Consider the following 13520-nt stretch of genomic DNA (forward strand, 5'->3'; position numbering starts at 1 on the left):
CCAACGGCCGTGGGAGCGGCCCTGTGGGAGCGGCGGCCTCGCCGCGATACGCAAGCTGGTCATCGACCATCCCGACTGGCGCCAAGCGAAGTCAAGCCAAGTTGATCAACGCAATGCGCCCTTGTCTGGACACCATCGGACAAGCCGCAGCGCGACCTCCGTGCGCGCCCGCGTGCTCAACATCGGCAGGGCGCAGGGGGCGGCATACGGATCGCCTCGCGCGGCGGCAGCCGACAAGCTTGAAGCTTGGTTACGAAGACTACGCAGCCTGATAGCTTCGGCGACTGCGCCGGCCAGTGTTGGGTGAGTGCATCAACAAGCACTGCAGAGTCAGGATCCGAAGTCCGGCGGTTCGCGAATGGGCCCACGCTGCGGCAACTCGAGGTCGACGCCACCGAATGACTGCACCGCCGCTCTGGCAACCTCGACCAAGGTCTGACCGGACGCAGGCTCCGCGCTGAGCGCCTGCCTGATGATGTCTGCCGCCTCGTCTTCCATCGAACGGCCATTCCGGGTAGCCCGAATATTGAGCCGAGCCTTTAGCCGTGGATCGAGATCACGGATTTCAAAAGTGCCCATGAGCCACCTCCATCGGTCAGTCCAGCGATTCTACCGGGCGACCAACGACGCTTTGAGGCCGAGCCGCGCGCCGCGTGCTGCCCGCCAGGCGGACCGCAAGCTTGATAGGCGGCGAAAGCAGACTGTCATGAGGACACGCACATAACCACTCAGCGCTCGTCGCGCGACTGTCGCTGCAGAACCTCTGACGGGGTCTGGCGTCGTCCTTCGCTGAGTTTGCGGACCTTCTCGCTCAGTACGCGGAAAACTTCATTGCGACGCTGTTCCGGCACCGACTTGCGTTCCTTTCCGGGATTCTTCGCCATGAACACGCTCTCCCCCTATCACCCGTCGGCCGAGTGCCATTGTCCAAGCTGCCAAAGGTAACCCGTCATGCTGTCGCGTTACTCTCTCATCCCACTTGGAGAATGCGACAAGGGCTGATACGGATGTTACGACCAGAACGCATCGCCTGCAGCCACGGCATAGCGCGAGTTATTTTCTGTGCGCCGTGACGCATGCGGGTCTTCTCGGACATCGAGCTACAAGATGGGAGGACTACAACAGCCAGCAATACAGACTGCCAGCCATCCTTGCCGTTGGCGACAAGGTCAATTCCGAAGGGACCGTGCAATTTCGAAAATGAGCCACGATCATCGCCGAGGAATTTGCCCTCAAAGGCTTCGCGATGGACGACGAGCGCCCAACAAGCGGCGGCTCTGTCCTATCGAACAATTACTTCGAGGAACAGCTTCAGCGCATCTGCACAGATGCGAGGCCTCGCACGCCGATGAGCCATCGCCCCGACGCCTACAGGGATGATGAATCTACCGATTCCGCCTAAGCCACATGTACTATCCGTCACGCATTCAACGCGCTGACAGAAATACATCCGGATGTCACGTACAGACCGCCTGCACCGGCTCGCCGCATTGTTGAGCCCCCACAGAGTCATTCCTTTCGACCGGCTGCAGTCGGAACTTGCCGTGTCCCGGGCCACCCTGACGCGCGACATCACCTATCTGCGCGACGTATTGTGCATGCCGCTCGAGTTCGACCGCGATCGCGGCGGCTACTTTCTCGACCTCAGACAGGGCAGCGGCGGCCAGCTCGAACTGGCCAACCTATGGTTTTCGAGCACGGAAATCCACGCCCTGCTCACCATGCAGCATTTGCTCGCCAACCTCGACCCCGGCGGAATCCTGACCCGCCATGTCGAGCCGCTGATGGAACGCCTCAACAAGCTCCTGGGCGCAGCGAAAAATGACACAGCCGCCGTGCGCGAGCGCGTGCTCATCGTCGGCCAGGGCAAGCGGCCGATCACGCTGAAACACTTCGAGCGCATCGGCTCGGCGCTGCTGCAGCGCAAGCGCCTGATCATCATCTACGCCGCGCGCGGCAATGCGACCGTCACCGAGCGCGAAATCTCGCCGCAGCGCCTGGTGCACTACCGCGAGAACTGGTATCTCGAAGCGTGGTGCCACCTGCGGCGCGAGCTGCGTCGCTTCTCCGTCGACGCCATCCGCGAAGCCCACCTGCTCGACCGCGCCGCGCGCGAGGTCGGCGGCCGGACCCTGAAGACAGTGTTCGGCCCCGCCTACGGCATCTTTTCCGGCAAGCAGATCGAATGGGCGCGCCTGCGCTTTTCGCCCGAACGCGCCCGCTGGGTCGCGCATGAGGCCTGGCACCCGAAACAGAAGAGCCGCTTCGACAATGACGGCTACTACCTGCTCGACATTCCGTACGCCGACCACCGGGAATTGCTGATGGATATCCTGAAGCACGGCCGGCATTGCGAGGTGCTGGGGCCGGAGGCGTTGCGGGAAGCGGTTGCGGAAGAAGTCGTCGCGCTCCGGCAAACCTATGCCGGCTAAGCGCTTGGCCGAGGCTCATAATTTGAGCCTGCGCGAGCGCATGCTGTCTCGGTCGTTCCATGAAAAGGCGCCCGAACTAGCCCTCTCGCTTGCAGCAATTCTGCGGCATGTACATCTAACGACTGGCGACTGAACATTGACTTACCTTGACGCCATATCTTTCGATAACGAACGCTCGATGAATGCACCAAGAACTTACCGCTGTTAGTGCCTTTGGCAAGCTTGAGCGATCCCCGGATGAAATAGGCTGGCATCCGCTCGTCGATCACATGGCCGATGTCGCAGCCGTATTCGAGGCACTTTGCGCGTGCGAGCGCAGTCGCCGCTCTCTCGAAGCTGCAGCGGCGCGTGCGCTCGACGATCGGGACGTTGCTCGTCTCGCCGCAGTGGTGTTCCTGCATGACCTTGGCAAGGCCAACGCCGGATTCCAGGCCAAGCGCTGGGCGGATGCCGAGCGGCCCCGCGACTGGCTAACTGCGGGACATGGCGCTGAAGCGATCGCACTGCTCGAAGCGAGCAATCACAACGAAGAAGCCGAAGCGCTGCTACTGCGCCTGCCCATCCTTGACATATGTGCTTGGGGCAAGCTCGAAACGTTGGACAGTCTTCTCCGGGCCAGCATTGCCCACCACGGCCGCCCCATCGCCCAGGCACCGGACTGGTTCAATGCACGCATTCATTGGATCGCACATCATGGTTACGATCCCGCCACGCAGCTGACGCATATCGGGACTGCCATCAAGCGCTTTCTCCCTGATGCATTCCTTGAAGGCGGTCTGCCGCTGCCAGACGCTCCTCGCTTTGCACACTATTTTGCTGGCCTTGTGCAGTTATCCGACTGGCTGGGTTCAGACAGACGCTTCTTCCCTTTCTCGGAAGATGGCGAGAATCGCCTCGCCACGAGCCGTGAGCGCGCAAGAATCGCAGTGAGCGATATCGGTCTGGAAGCGGATCGTTACCGACTGCCACTCAGGCGCACGCCGCCAGCGTTCGCAGATGTATTCGACGCTCCTGCTGCCTACCCATCTCAGGCAGCAATGAGTAATGACGCCTTGGGGCCGGTCGTCGTGCTCGAAGCAGAGACGGGTAGCGGCAAGACCGAAGCGGCGCTGTGGCGCTATTTCCACCTTCTTGCACGCGGTGACGTCGATGGTCTCTACTTCGCGCTGCCGACTAGGGTTGCCGCCACTCAGGTCTACCGACGCGTCTGCGACGCGCTCACTCGCGCCTGGCGCACAGACGCCCCGGTCGCCGTGCGTGCACTTTCCGGTTACGCGGCGGCGGATGGCGAAACCCCGAAGTCATTGCCCGACTTCAAGGTACTGTGGAGCGACGAGCCGTCCGATGCAGAGGCAGGTCGCCGCTGGGCTTGCGAGAACGCCAAGCGCTTCCTTGCTGCTCCGGTCGCCGTCGGCACGGTTGACCAGGTTCTGCTGGGCACCCTGCAGGTCAAACACGCTCATATGCGCCACGCGCTGGCCGCCCGCTCGCTTGTGGTCATCGACGAAGTACATGCTTCGGATGCCTACATGGCCGTCCTGATCGAACGGTTGATCGCTGCACAGGTGGCGCTGGGTGGCCATGTGCTGCTGCTGTCGGCGACGCTGGGCGCCGCAGCTCGCGTGCGCTACCTTGCTGCCGGCACGCGAAAGGCGCCGCAGTTTCCGTCTCTAACCCAAGCGATCGATCTGCCGTATCCAGCAATCAGCGACTTCGCCGGTCTGCGTGCCACGAGCGGGGCAAAACGCGAGAAGGTCGTCGCGTGGCAGTGCGACGATTCCATCGATGTACCCCAGCGGGTCGCCACCGTTGCGCTCGAGGCTGCCGCGCAAGGCGCCCGCGTGCTGGTGATCCGCAACACCGTTCCAGCTGCCATTGCCACTCTTGCTGCGCTTGAAGCGGCCACCCCGTGCGCCGCATGGCTGTTTCACCATGCAGGCGTAGTCACCCTTCACCACAGCCGATTCTCGCGCGAAGACCGTCCGAAGCTCGACGCGGCCATCGAAGCCGCGCTCGGAAAAGGACGGTCCAGCGGGCCACTGGTCGTCGTCGGAACACAAACTCTGGAACAGAGCCTCGACCTCGACGCCGACTTTCTGATCACCGACCTGTGCCCGATGGATGTGCTGCTGCAGCGTATCGGCCGCTTGCACCGCCACATAAGGCCGACCGAGGCGAGGCCTGCAGCATTCCGCGAAGCACGCGTACTTGTGCTGACTCCAGCAGGAGGCGATCTTGAGCCTTGCCTTGCCCGTCCTCGACATGGCCTTGGCCGCTTCCGAGACGGCGGCGGGGTATATCCCGATGCACGCATCCTCGAAGCAACTCGCAGGCAGATCACCTCCGAACTTCGCATCCGCATCCCGGCGGATAACCGGCGCCTTGTCGAATCCGCCATGCACCCCGAGTCTTTGCGCGCAATGGATGCGCTCGGTGAAGCATGGGAAAGCCACGGCAGGCAGATCGACGGTGACACCGGCGCCCGCCGCACCAGCGCCAAGCTCGGCCTGCTCCCGCTGGAGACCGCGTTTTCCGAGCTAGCCTTCCCTAATGAGGTAAAACTCGCCACGCGCCTTGGCGCCGCCGACCGTATCGTGGTTTTCGATCCACCCCTGCCCGGCCCTTTTGGCAATAGCGTCCGCGAGTTGCCGATCCGGCACCACCTGCTGCCAGCCGGGCTCGCACTTGAGGTCGAGCCCAAAGTGGAAGCAACCGAACCCGGCAGTTTCGCCTTCAGCCTGGGCGAAGCGCGCTATCGCTACAGCCGGCTCGGTCTCGAAAGACTTTCGCAAGCCGCCCCCCAGGAGTAATGCATGGACAGCCCCTGCCTGAATCTGCTGGACGAACCCCTGATCCGCATCCGCGACTTCAGCGGCAAGGTGCAGAAAGTATCGCTGCCTGAACTCTTCATGCAATTGGGTCGTGACGCGGTGCGCGACTACCCCGCGCTGCGCCCGCACCAACGTCACCCATGGCACGCGTTGCTGGTGCAGTTGGCCGCGCTTGCGCTGCATGAGGCTGACCAGACAGGGCATTGGCACGAAGTGGCGGAGTGGCGCAAGGCGCTGCTCGCACTGACCCCTGGCCACCCAAATGGCTGTGCCTTCGCTCTCCTCACTCCGCACGAGAAGCCAGCTTTTCTACAGGCGCCGGTGCCAGGTGGAAAGCTTGATGGCTGGAAACGCATCGAAACTCCCGATGCGCTGGACATGCTGGTCACGTCGAAGAACCATGACCTCAAAGGCGCACGGATGCGGCAGGTCGAAGCCGACGATTGGCTGTTTGCACTGGTCAGTTTGCAGACCCAAGAGGGTTTCCTCGGGGCCGGAAACTACGGCATCTCGCGTATGAACGGAGGATTTTCGAGCCGCCCCGCATTGGGCGTGGCACCCGCTCACGGTGCAGGTGCGCGGTGGCGGCGCGACGTGGCGGCGCTGCTCGCAGCGCGCCGCGACATAGTCGAGACGCAGGGCCTACAAGGAGATGAGGGCTACACACTTCTTTGGCTGCAACCTTGGGATGGTATGAAAAGCCTTGCCTTTGGGGCGCTCGATCCCTTCTACATCGAAATCTGCCGCCGCCTTCGATTTGTGAGCGACCAGGACAACCGCATCTGGGTGCAAGGAATCAGCACGAAGGTGGCACGCATCGATGCATCTGCACGCAAGGGGGTCACAGGCGACGCGTGGACTCCGGTCGAGGAAGAAAAAGCCCTCACGCTCGGCGCAGACGGTTTCAACTACAGCCTCGCCACCGAACTCGCCTGGGGTTCAAAGTATCGCAAGACGGTCACACAAGTGCTGCGGCCGGAAGATGGGACATCCGGCATCGCGCTGCTCGCGCAAGGCGTCGTGCGTGGGCAGGGAAAAACCGAGGGCTACCACGAGCGCCGTATCCCGCTCACAAAGAAGGCTCTCGGCTTCCTGAGAAGCGGGGACACGAACGTACCGGCGACAATCGCCGCCTCGAGAGTAAAGGACGTCGCGACGATGCGGGGTTCCGTGCTGCGCACCGCGCTTTTCTACCTGCTCGAAGCTGGCACTGAGAAGGTCGACTTCGAGCGCCGCACCGCCAAGCAGCAAATCGAAACCTTCGTACAAGCCTTCGAACACGCGGAGGACGCGCGCTTCTTTGACGATCTGAACCTGGAGATCGAGGCTGACGATCCGCATGCCGAACGGCTCGCCTGGCTGGTCGCGCTCGCCGAGCGCGCCGAGGCGGTGCTGCGCAGTGCCTTCGTGATCGGCCCGCAATGCGGCGAACGGCGTTACCGGGCGCGTTCGCGCGCGCTGTCCTTTTTTCATGGCGCCCTTCGCGGCGACAAGCACTTCCCTGCACTCGCTCTTCACCTTCGCAGACAGCCAGCGGCAGAGGAGGCCGCGTCATGACCGATCAAGATTCGATATTGCCCACTTCACCACTCGCGCGCCTTGCGCAAGTCATCGCGAAGTCGCAGCGCTTTCGCGGCGACACGGCGTCACTGAACAAGGGCGAGCAGGCGGCATTGGCGCGCCTTGACCCCGACGCCCCTCGGCCACATCAAATCGGCGCACTGGCCCACGCGCTTGTACTGGCCGGAATCGAACCCGACGACTGGAAAACAGGGACATGGCACCGCTGGGCTCTGCTCGCGCAAGGCATGGCGCTCGCCGGCCATGATGGCTCATCGCGCCTTGGCGCACAGTTCGCGCACGCCAGTGTTTCAGAGAGCCGAGTGACCCGCCTGCTGACAGCGCGTGGGGACGCGTTCCGCCAGCAGGTGCCACGCCTTGCAAGACTGATGGCCAGTCGTCGCATCGCCCCCAACTGGCTCGAATTCGGTGCGCTGATCCTCGCTACGGACCGTGACGAAGCACATGCCGAAGCGCTGCGCCTGCGCATCGCTGGAAGCTACTACGCCGCGGCCCATCGTTGAACCGAACCCTCCTGATCGATATCGCCAAGGACAACACCATGAGTCTCCCGCGCTTCATCCAGATACACACCCTACACACCTACCCCGCCGCCCTGCTCAATCGTGATGACGCAGGTCTCGCCAAGCGTCTCCCGTACGGTAGTGCGGTGCGCACCCGCATTTCCTCGCAATGCCTCAAGCGCCATTGGCGCGTTGCCGACGACGCCTTTTCTCTGACCAAGCTTGGCGTCCCGATGGCAACACGCACTCGCTATGTGGCCGAACTGGTTCGCCAGCGTCTTGTGAAGCAAGGTATCGACGAGGAGCGTGCGTTTGCGACTGCTGAAGCGCTGCTTGAAGCCCTGTTTGGTGACAAGGCTGACAAGAAGAAGGAGGGCGCCAAGGCCTTACAGACAGGCCAGGCGGTGTTGTACGGCAACGAAGAAATCGCTTACCTGACTTCGCGGTGTCGCGACATCGCTTGCGACGTCACCCAACCCACCGAACTGAAGGTCGCCGTCGCGAAGTTCCTAAAAGACGAGAAGAAGAACATCGAATCGATGAAGCTCGGCAGCGGTCTCGAGTCCGCATTGTTCGGCCGCATGGTCACCTCGGACGTACTCGCCAACCGAGACGCTTCAGTCTCGGTCGCTCACGCCTTCACGGTGCACGAAGCACAGGTCGAGAACGACTACTTCACTGTCGTCGACGACTTCGCCCAAGAAGAAGATGGCGCCGGTTCGGCCGGCATCTTCGACACCGAACTGGCCTCAGGGCTTTACTACGGTTACGTGGTCGTCGACATACCGCAGCTCGTGGACAATCTTGAAGGCATCAGCGCCAAGGATGTCTTTACGTCTGGCACTGAGGCTGCCACGCGCGAGCTGGCCGGCAAGGTCACGCAGCACTTGTTGCACCTGATCGCCACCGTGAGCCCCGGCGCCAAACGCGGCTCCACAGCCCCGTACGACTGGGCCAAGTTCGTATTGGTCGAAGCCGGCGACTGGCAGCCTCGCAGCCTCGCGGCCGCCTTCCACGATCCGTTGCCGCTCAAGGGTGAGACGCCGATTCGCGCCCGCGCGGCGAGCAAGCTGGCGGGGGAAATTGCCGCTTTCGATGCGGCCTATGGCATGCCCACGGCGCGCCGTTTCCTCTCGCTGGACGAAATCGCGGTACCAGCGGCCGAACGCGTGACGCTGACGCAACTGGGCGATTGGATCGCACAGATCATCCGCGACGGCGCGTGCTGACATGGCAATGCACCTTTTGCTGCGCCTCGAAGGCCCGCTGATGGCGTTCGGCGGCGAGACGATAGACAACCTCGGCGTAATCCGCGACTTCCCGGCGCAGTCGATGGTGACCGGTCTGATCGCCAACGCACTGGGCTGGCGGCGCGAGGATTCCACCGAGCATGACCGTCTTCAGGCTCGGCTGCTGTTCGGAGCGCGGCTGGATCGAGCTGGCTCGCGTCTCACCGATTTCCAGACTGCAGAGTTGCACAAGGACGACAAGGGCTGGACCACGATCGGCGCGCCAGAGGGCCGCGCTGGGGGCGAAGGCACCTACAAGGGCCAGCACTTGCGCTACCGCGACTACCACGCTGACGCGGTAGCGTTGATTGCGCTGCGCCTCGACCCTGCCGAGGAATCCCCGACACTGGAGGACGTGGCCGCCGCGCTGCATCGCCCGGCGCGCCCGCTCTTCCTCGGCCGCAAGTCCTGCCTCCCCGCCGTACCGTTGTTCGCCGGTTGGTGTGAAGCGCCAGACCTTCTTGGCGCACTGCAGAGCGCCGCTCCTGTTACCGCCAACACACGCCCGCGCGTTCTGTGGCCGGCCGGCGAAGGGGAGTTGAGCGGAAGTCGGCAAATAGATGTGTGTGACGAACGAAACTGGACCAGCGGTGTTCACGGAGGTTGGCGGCCAGTGTGCGAGGGCGTTCTGTCGCGGGAGACCGGCGCATGAAGCTAACCCTGCTGCAATGCCACCCCGACCCGCGAAAGCTCGCAGCATGGGCAACCCGCTTCGGCCTGACCGCAGGCGGCGATGACCTGGGCTACGCGCTGCACACGTTGCTGTCCTCCGCCTTTGGCGACGCCGCACCCAAGCCTTTCCGGCATTTCGGCGATGCAAGAGGCTTGCTTGGCTATTCCGCGCGTGACGGCGACGCCCTGCAACTCGCTGCGCAGATGGCCGCGCCCGATGTACACGCTGCACTCGGACTGGAACGCTTCGCGACACGCAGCTTTCCGACCGAATGGGCCGCAGGTCGACGCCTTGGATTCGAATTGCGCGTACGTCCGGTGCTGCGCACGCGAGAGGGCCGCGAACGCGACGTGTTCCAGGTGGCTGCCGAAAAGACCGGCACCGACGAGTTCGCACAATCACGCGACGCCGTTTATCAGGAATGGCTGATGCGCGAGCTATCGCGCGGTGAGGCTGCGCGCATCGAGACCATGCAGCTTGAAGGCTTCCGCCTGACGGCGAGCCTGCGCAAAGGCACTGCCGTCGAAGGCAAACGCTCCGCGCAGCGCGTGGCCGGCCCTGACGCGCTGTTTTCCGGGGAGCTCACCGTAAGCGACCCTGCTGGCTTCGCTGCGTTGCTAGCGCGAGGGGTAGGCCGGCACCGCGCCTTCGGCTTCGGCATGCTGCTGCTGCGCCCGCCTGCCACATGCTGAAGGGTCGCCTTGGCCTCGAGACGGCTCGTATCCCGCACGCTGACCGCCACGGTCTTCTTTGGTTGGATCGCGGGGAATTGTGCGTGATTGACGGGTGCCTGCACTTTATGACCGGCAAAGACAGTCTGACTCCGTCTGTCGACCAGATTCCACATCAAGCCGTGTCGATGATCCTGCTTGGACCAGGCAGCAGCGTAACCCACGACGCGTTGCGGCTGCTCGCGCGCCACGGCACGCTGATGGCGGCGGTCGGCATGGATGGCGTGCGCAGCTACACCGCTCCAGCACTGCTACCTGACCGGTCCGACGTCGCACGCCGTCAGGCGGAACTTTGGGGCAACCCACGTCGACGCATCGCAGTTGCCCGCCGCATGTACGCCCTGCGGCTGGGCGAAATCCTGCCGCACCGAGATCTGGACACATTGCGCGGTATCGAAGGCTCGCGAGTGAAGACGCTCTACCGCCTGACCGCCGAGCGCTACCAGGTTCCCTGGAACGGCCGCCACTATGACCGTGCTGCCCCAAACGCAGCCGACGCCCCCAATCAGGCCATCAATCACGCAGCAACCGCCGTGCAGGCAGCCGCAGCCATCGCCGTGCAGTCGCTTGCGGCGATACCGCAGCTCGGCTTCATCCACGAAGATTCGGGTCAGTCCTTCGTACTTGACATTGCCGACCTGTTTCGCGATGCGATCACGCTACCCATCGCATTCTTAGCGGCACGCAAGGCGCTGGACGGCGCGCAGGATTCAATTGACCGAATGGTTCGGCGTGAAGCGGCCACAGTTTTTCGCAAGCAGTCTGTAATTCCGTCGATGATCGACAGCATCAAGTCCGTCTTGCGCATGGAGGAAATCGATGCCTCTGGCAGTAATAGTGACGCGTGACGTTGCAGACCGCTTCCGCGGTTTCCTCTCCTCCGTGATGCTGGAGGTGGCGCCGACCGTGTTCGTCTCTCCGCGCATGAGCAAAGGCGTACGGGGCCGAACGTGGCAGGTCCTCACTGACTGGCACAACGCCGAGCCGCGAGGCAGTCTCGTCATGGTCTGGCGCGACAACAACGAAACGGGTGGTGTCGGCCTTGCACACCTTGGTGAGCCACCAAGGGAGTTGATCGAGATAGACGGCATGTGGGTAGCGCGATCTCGACGGCACGCCCGAAATCTTTAACAATCCGGAACAATGATGTTGGTAGTTTTCCTTTTGGAGTCATGAACTTGACCCCAAGAGGTTCCCCCGCGTCCGCGGGGATAGGCCCGCTTCGTTGTCGAGATCGGGCGTCATGGTCAGGGTTCCCCCGCGTCCGCGGGGATAGGCCCTAATCACCATATACACGAAGAAACGACAGCCGGGTTCCCCCGCGTCCGCGGGGATAGGCCCGCTGCACTACCGGGCGCGCCGTTTGAGGTGCTGGTTCCCCCGCGTCCGCGGGGATAGGCCCATGGATAACAAATTCGCTGACTATCTCAAGGAGGTTCCCCCGCGTCCGCGGGGATAGGCCCGTGTGTCGTCTGCGCAGGCTCTGGGCTGGCCTGGTTCCCCCGCGTCCGCGGGGATAGGCCCCCCATGAGCCATTCTGTCCACGTCGGGTTCAGGGTTCCCCCGCGTCCGCGGGGATAGGCCCGACCGTTACAGGCGCCGGCGTCGTGCACCCAGGGTTCCCCCGCGTCCGCGGGGATAGGCCCATAGCGTCGGGCAATGCGAAGCGCGTCAGCCCGGTTCCCCCGCGTCCGCGGGGATAGGCCCCCAGCAGGATGGCGGTGAATTCCGGCTTGATGGGTTCCCCCGCGTCCGCGGGGATAGGCCCATGGTAGCCCTGAATCAGGGCGCGTGGGATACGGTTCCCCCGCGTCCGCGGGGATAGGCCCGAGAGCTGGGCTGTTTTCCACGTACACGAAACGGTTCCCCCGCGTCCGCGGGGATAGGCCCTAGTTGATTCAGCCGCTCAAGGGATTCGATGTGGTTCCCCCGCGTCCGCGGGGATAGGCCCATGCTCGCGCGACCGGTCAGAAGCTGCCGTTGGGTTCCCCCGCGTCCGCGGGGATAGGCCCTACGGGCAAAATCCGCCTTAAGCGCCGCAATAGGTTCCCCCGCGTCCGCGGGGATAGGCCCGAGGATTGCCCTGACGCCGTTGATCTGCATGTGGTTCCCCCGCGTCCGCGGGGATAGGCCCATCACGGCTTCACCTCCCCGCGCAGGGCTGCGGGTTCCCCCGCGTCCGCGGGGATAGGCCCCATTGAAGCATTGGTAGCGGTTGCCGAACATGGGTTCCCCCGCGTCCGCGGGGATAGGCCCCCGTAATCATTAGGAGTGATCGAATATGACCAGGTTCCCCCGCGTCCGCGGGGATAGGCCCTCGATGGTTACCCAAACCCGGAGTTTGTCGAAGGTTCCCCCGCGTCCGCGGGGATAGGCCCCGCCAGATAGCGAAATGCGTCCGCCGCGTGGCGGTTCCCCCGCGTCCGCGGGGATAGGCCCGATTCGTCCAGCTTCTTTTCGTGCCGCTGTGCGGTTCCCCCGCGTCCGCGGGGATAGGCCCGGGAGGGCGGCATGACCACGGCCGCGCAACGTGGTTCCCCCGCGTCCGCGGGGATAGGCCCGATCCGGAATGTGGAAGCACATGGCGCGGATTGGTTCCCCCGCGTCCGCGGGGATAGGCCCACTGCGCTCGAACGGACAGCCGCCGGAGTACCGGTTCCCCCGCGTCCGCGGGGATAGGCCCTTCAGGCGGCCGGGTTCAAGCTGACTGGCCTTGGTTCCCCCGCGTCCGCGGGGATAGGCCCGGTTCGAGCTGGCAGGTTGTTGGCTCGGACTCGGTTCCCCCGCGTCCGCGGGGATAGGCCCATCACGTATTACGGAGTCTGACATGGCCGCTGGGTTCCCCCGCGTCCGCGGGGATAGGCCCGCGAAGCCTTCTCAATACACCCACAACTGTCCGGTTCCCCCGCGTCCGCGGGGATAGGCCCTACACCCACACGTTGCTCCCCACTGATGCGCAGGTTCCCCCGCGTCCGCGGGGATAGGCCCACGTCGGGCACGGCCGGCTTCATCAGCCTGCGGGTTCCCCCGCGTCCGCGGGGATAGGCCCCGCGCTGCCAGCGAAGAAAAGGGCCACGCCGTGGTTCCCCCGCGTCCGCGGGGATAGGCCCGAGAACGTCTTTCGCTTTCCGTACGACGCAAAGGTTCCCCCGCGTCCGCGGGGATAGGCCCTGACATGGCAGCACTACCTGGACTCACCGACTGGTTCCCCCGCGTCCGCGGGGATAGGCCCGTCTGGGCGCTGATCAACCCCGCGCTGGGGGTGGTTCCCCCGCGTCCGCGGGGATAGGCCCCCGTAGAACCTGACGCCCTTGCGCCCCGCCCAGGTTCCCCCGCGTCCGCGGGGATAGGCCCCATGCAGACGACGACACAGCGCCTCATCGACGGGTTCCCCCGCGTCCGCGGGGATAGGCCCCCGCTCGCCGCATCGATCATCCGCGTGATGGTGGTTCCCCCGCGTCCGCGGGGATAGGCCCTCGA

At 64.1% G+C, this 13520-nt stretch carries 11 protein-coding genes and 1 CRISPR repeat array; of the genes, 9 read left to right on the forward strand and 2 right to left on the reverse strand.

Features of this window, described 5'->3' with window-relative positions:
• Positions 1–330 precede the first annotated feature (330 nt).
• Both Q8Q80_RS09340 and Q8Q80_RS09345 read right to left on the reverse strand, forming a co-directional pair.
• Positions 331–579 (reverse strand): plasmid stabilization protein, encoded by a 249-nt coding sequence (locus Q8Q80_RS09340; protein WP_305614814.1) that lies wholly within the window; start codon positions 577–579, stop codon positions 331–333.
• Between the two features lie 149 nt (positions 580–728).
• Positions 729–884 carry a hypothetical protein gene (locus Q8Q80_RS09345; RefSeq protein WP_305632657.1) on the reverse strand — a complete coding sequence of 52 codons (156 nt, stop codon included), beginning with the start codon at positions 882–884 and terminating at the stop codon, positions 729–731.
• A gap of 660 nt (positions 885–1544) precedes the next feature.
• Between Q8Q80_RS09345 and Q8Q80_RS09350 the strand changes: the two genes are divergently transcribed.
• The 9 genes from Q8Q80_RS09350 (at position 1545) to cas2e (ending at position 11171) form a co-directional block, all read left to right on the forward strand.
• Positions 1545–2432 carry a helix-turn-helix transcriptional regulator gene (locus Q8Q80_RS09350; RefSeq protein ID WP_371132736.1) on the forward strand — a complete coding sequence of 296 codons (888 nt, stop codon included), beginning with the start codon at positions 1545–1547 and terminating at the stop codon, positions 2430–2432.
• Positions 2433–2614: 182 nt separating this feature from the next.
• Positions 2615–5242, forward strand: a complete 2628-nt coding sequence (gene cas3 / locus Q8Q80_RS09355; protein ID WP_305632659.1) for a CRISPR-associated helicase Cas3' — start codon at positions 2615–2617, stop codon at positions 5240–5242.
• Between the two features lie 3 nt (positions 5243–5245).
• Positions 5246–6820: a type I-E CRISPR-associated protein Cse1/CasA gene (casA, locus tag Q8Q80_RS09360; RefSeq protein WP_305632660.1), complete on the forward strand. Its 1575-nt coding sequence runs from the start codon at positions 5246–5248 to the stop codon at positions 6818–6820.
• The gene (locus Q8Q80_RS09365; RefSeq protein WP_305632661.1) at positions 6817–7347 is read left to right on the forward strand and encodes a type I-E CRISPR-associated protein Cse2/CasB; all 531 of its coding nucleotides are present in this window, start codon (positions 6817–6819) and stop codon (positions 7345–7347) included. The genes casA and Q8Q80_RS09365 overlap by 4 nt, the downstream gene beginning before the upstream one ends.
• 38 nt (positions 7348–7385) lie before the next feature.
• A complete protein-coding gene (cas7e, locus tag Q8Q80_RS09370; RefSeq protein ID WP_305632662.1) occupies positions 7386–8576 on the forward strand; it encodes a type I-E CRISPR-associated protein Cas7/Cse4/CasC in 1191 nt (396 codons plus the stop codon).
• Between the two features lies 1 nt (position 8577).
• Positions 8578–9288 carry a type I-E CRISPR-associated protein Cas5/CasD gene (gene cas5e / locus Q8Q80_RS09375; RefSeq protein WP_305632663.1) on the forward strand — a complete coding sequence of 237 codons (711 nt, stop codon included), beginning with the start codon at positions 8578–8580 and terminating at the stop codon, positions 9286–9288.
• The gene (cas6e, locus tag Q8Q80_RS09380) at positions 9285–10001 is read left to right on the forward strand and encodes a type I-E CRISPR-associated protein Cas6/Cse3/CasE (RefSeq protein WP_305632664.1); all 717 of its coding nucleotides are present in this window, start codon (positions 9285–9287) and stop codon (positions 9999–10001) included. The genes cas5e and cas6e overlap by 4 nt, the downstream gene beginning before the upstream one ends.
• The gene (gene cas1e, locus Q8Q80_RS09385) at positions 9995–10888 is read left to right on the forward strand and encodes a type I-E CRISPR-associated endonuclease Cas1e (RefSeq protein ID WP_305632665.1); all 894 of its coding nucleotides are present in this window, start codon (positions 9995–9997) and stop codon (positions 10886–10888) included. The genes cas6e and cas1e overlap by 7 nt, the downstream gene beginning before the upstream one ends.
• A gap of 37 nt (positions 10889–10925) precedes the next feature.
• Positions 10926–11171, forward strand: coding sequence for a type I-E CRISPR-associated endoribonuclease Cas2e (gene cas2e, locus Q8Q80_RS09390; RefSeq protein WP_305632666.1), 246 nt, complete (start codon positions 10926–10928; stop codon positions 11169–11171).
• Between the two features lie 59 nt (positions 11172–11230).
• Positions 11231–13516: a CRISPR direct-repeat array (repeat unit 29 nt; unit sequence GGTTCCCCCGCGTCCGCGGGGATAGGCCC).
• Positions 13517–13520: the final 4 nt, after the last annotated feature.

Origin of the sequence: Methyloversatilis sp. (genome assembly GCF_030698125.1) — a bacterium.
In the GTDB taxonomy this organism is placed as follows: domain Bacteria; phylum Pseudomonadota; class Gammaproteobacteria; order Burkholderiales; family Rhodocyclaceae; genus Methyloversatilis.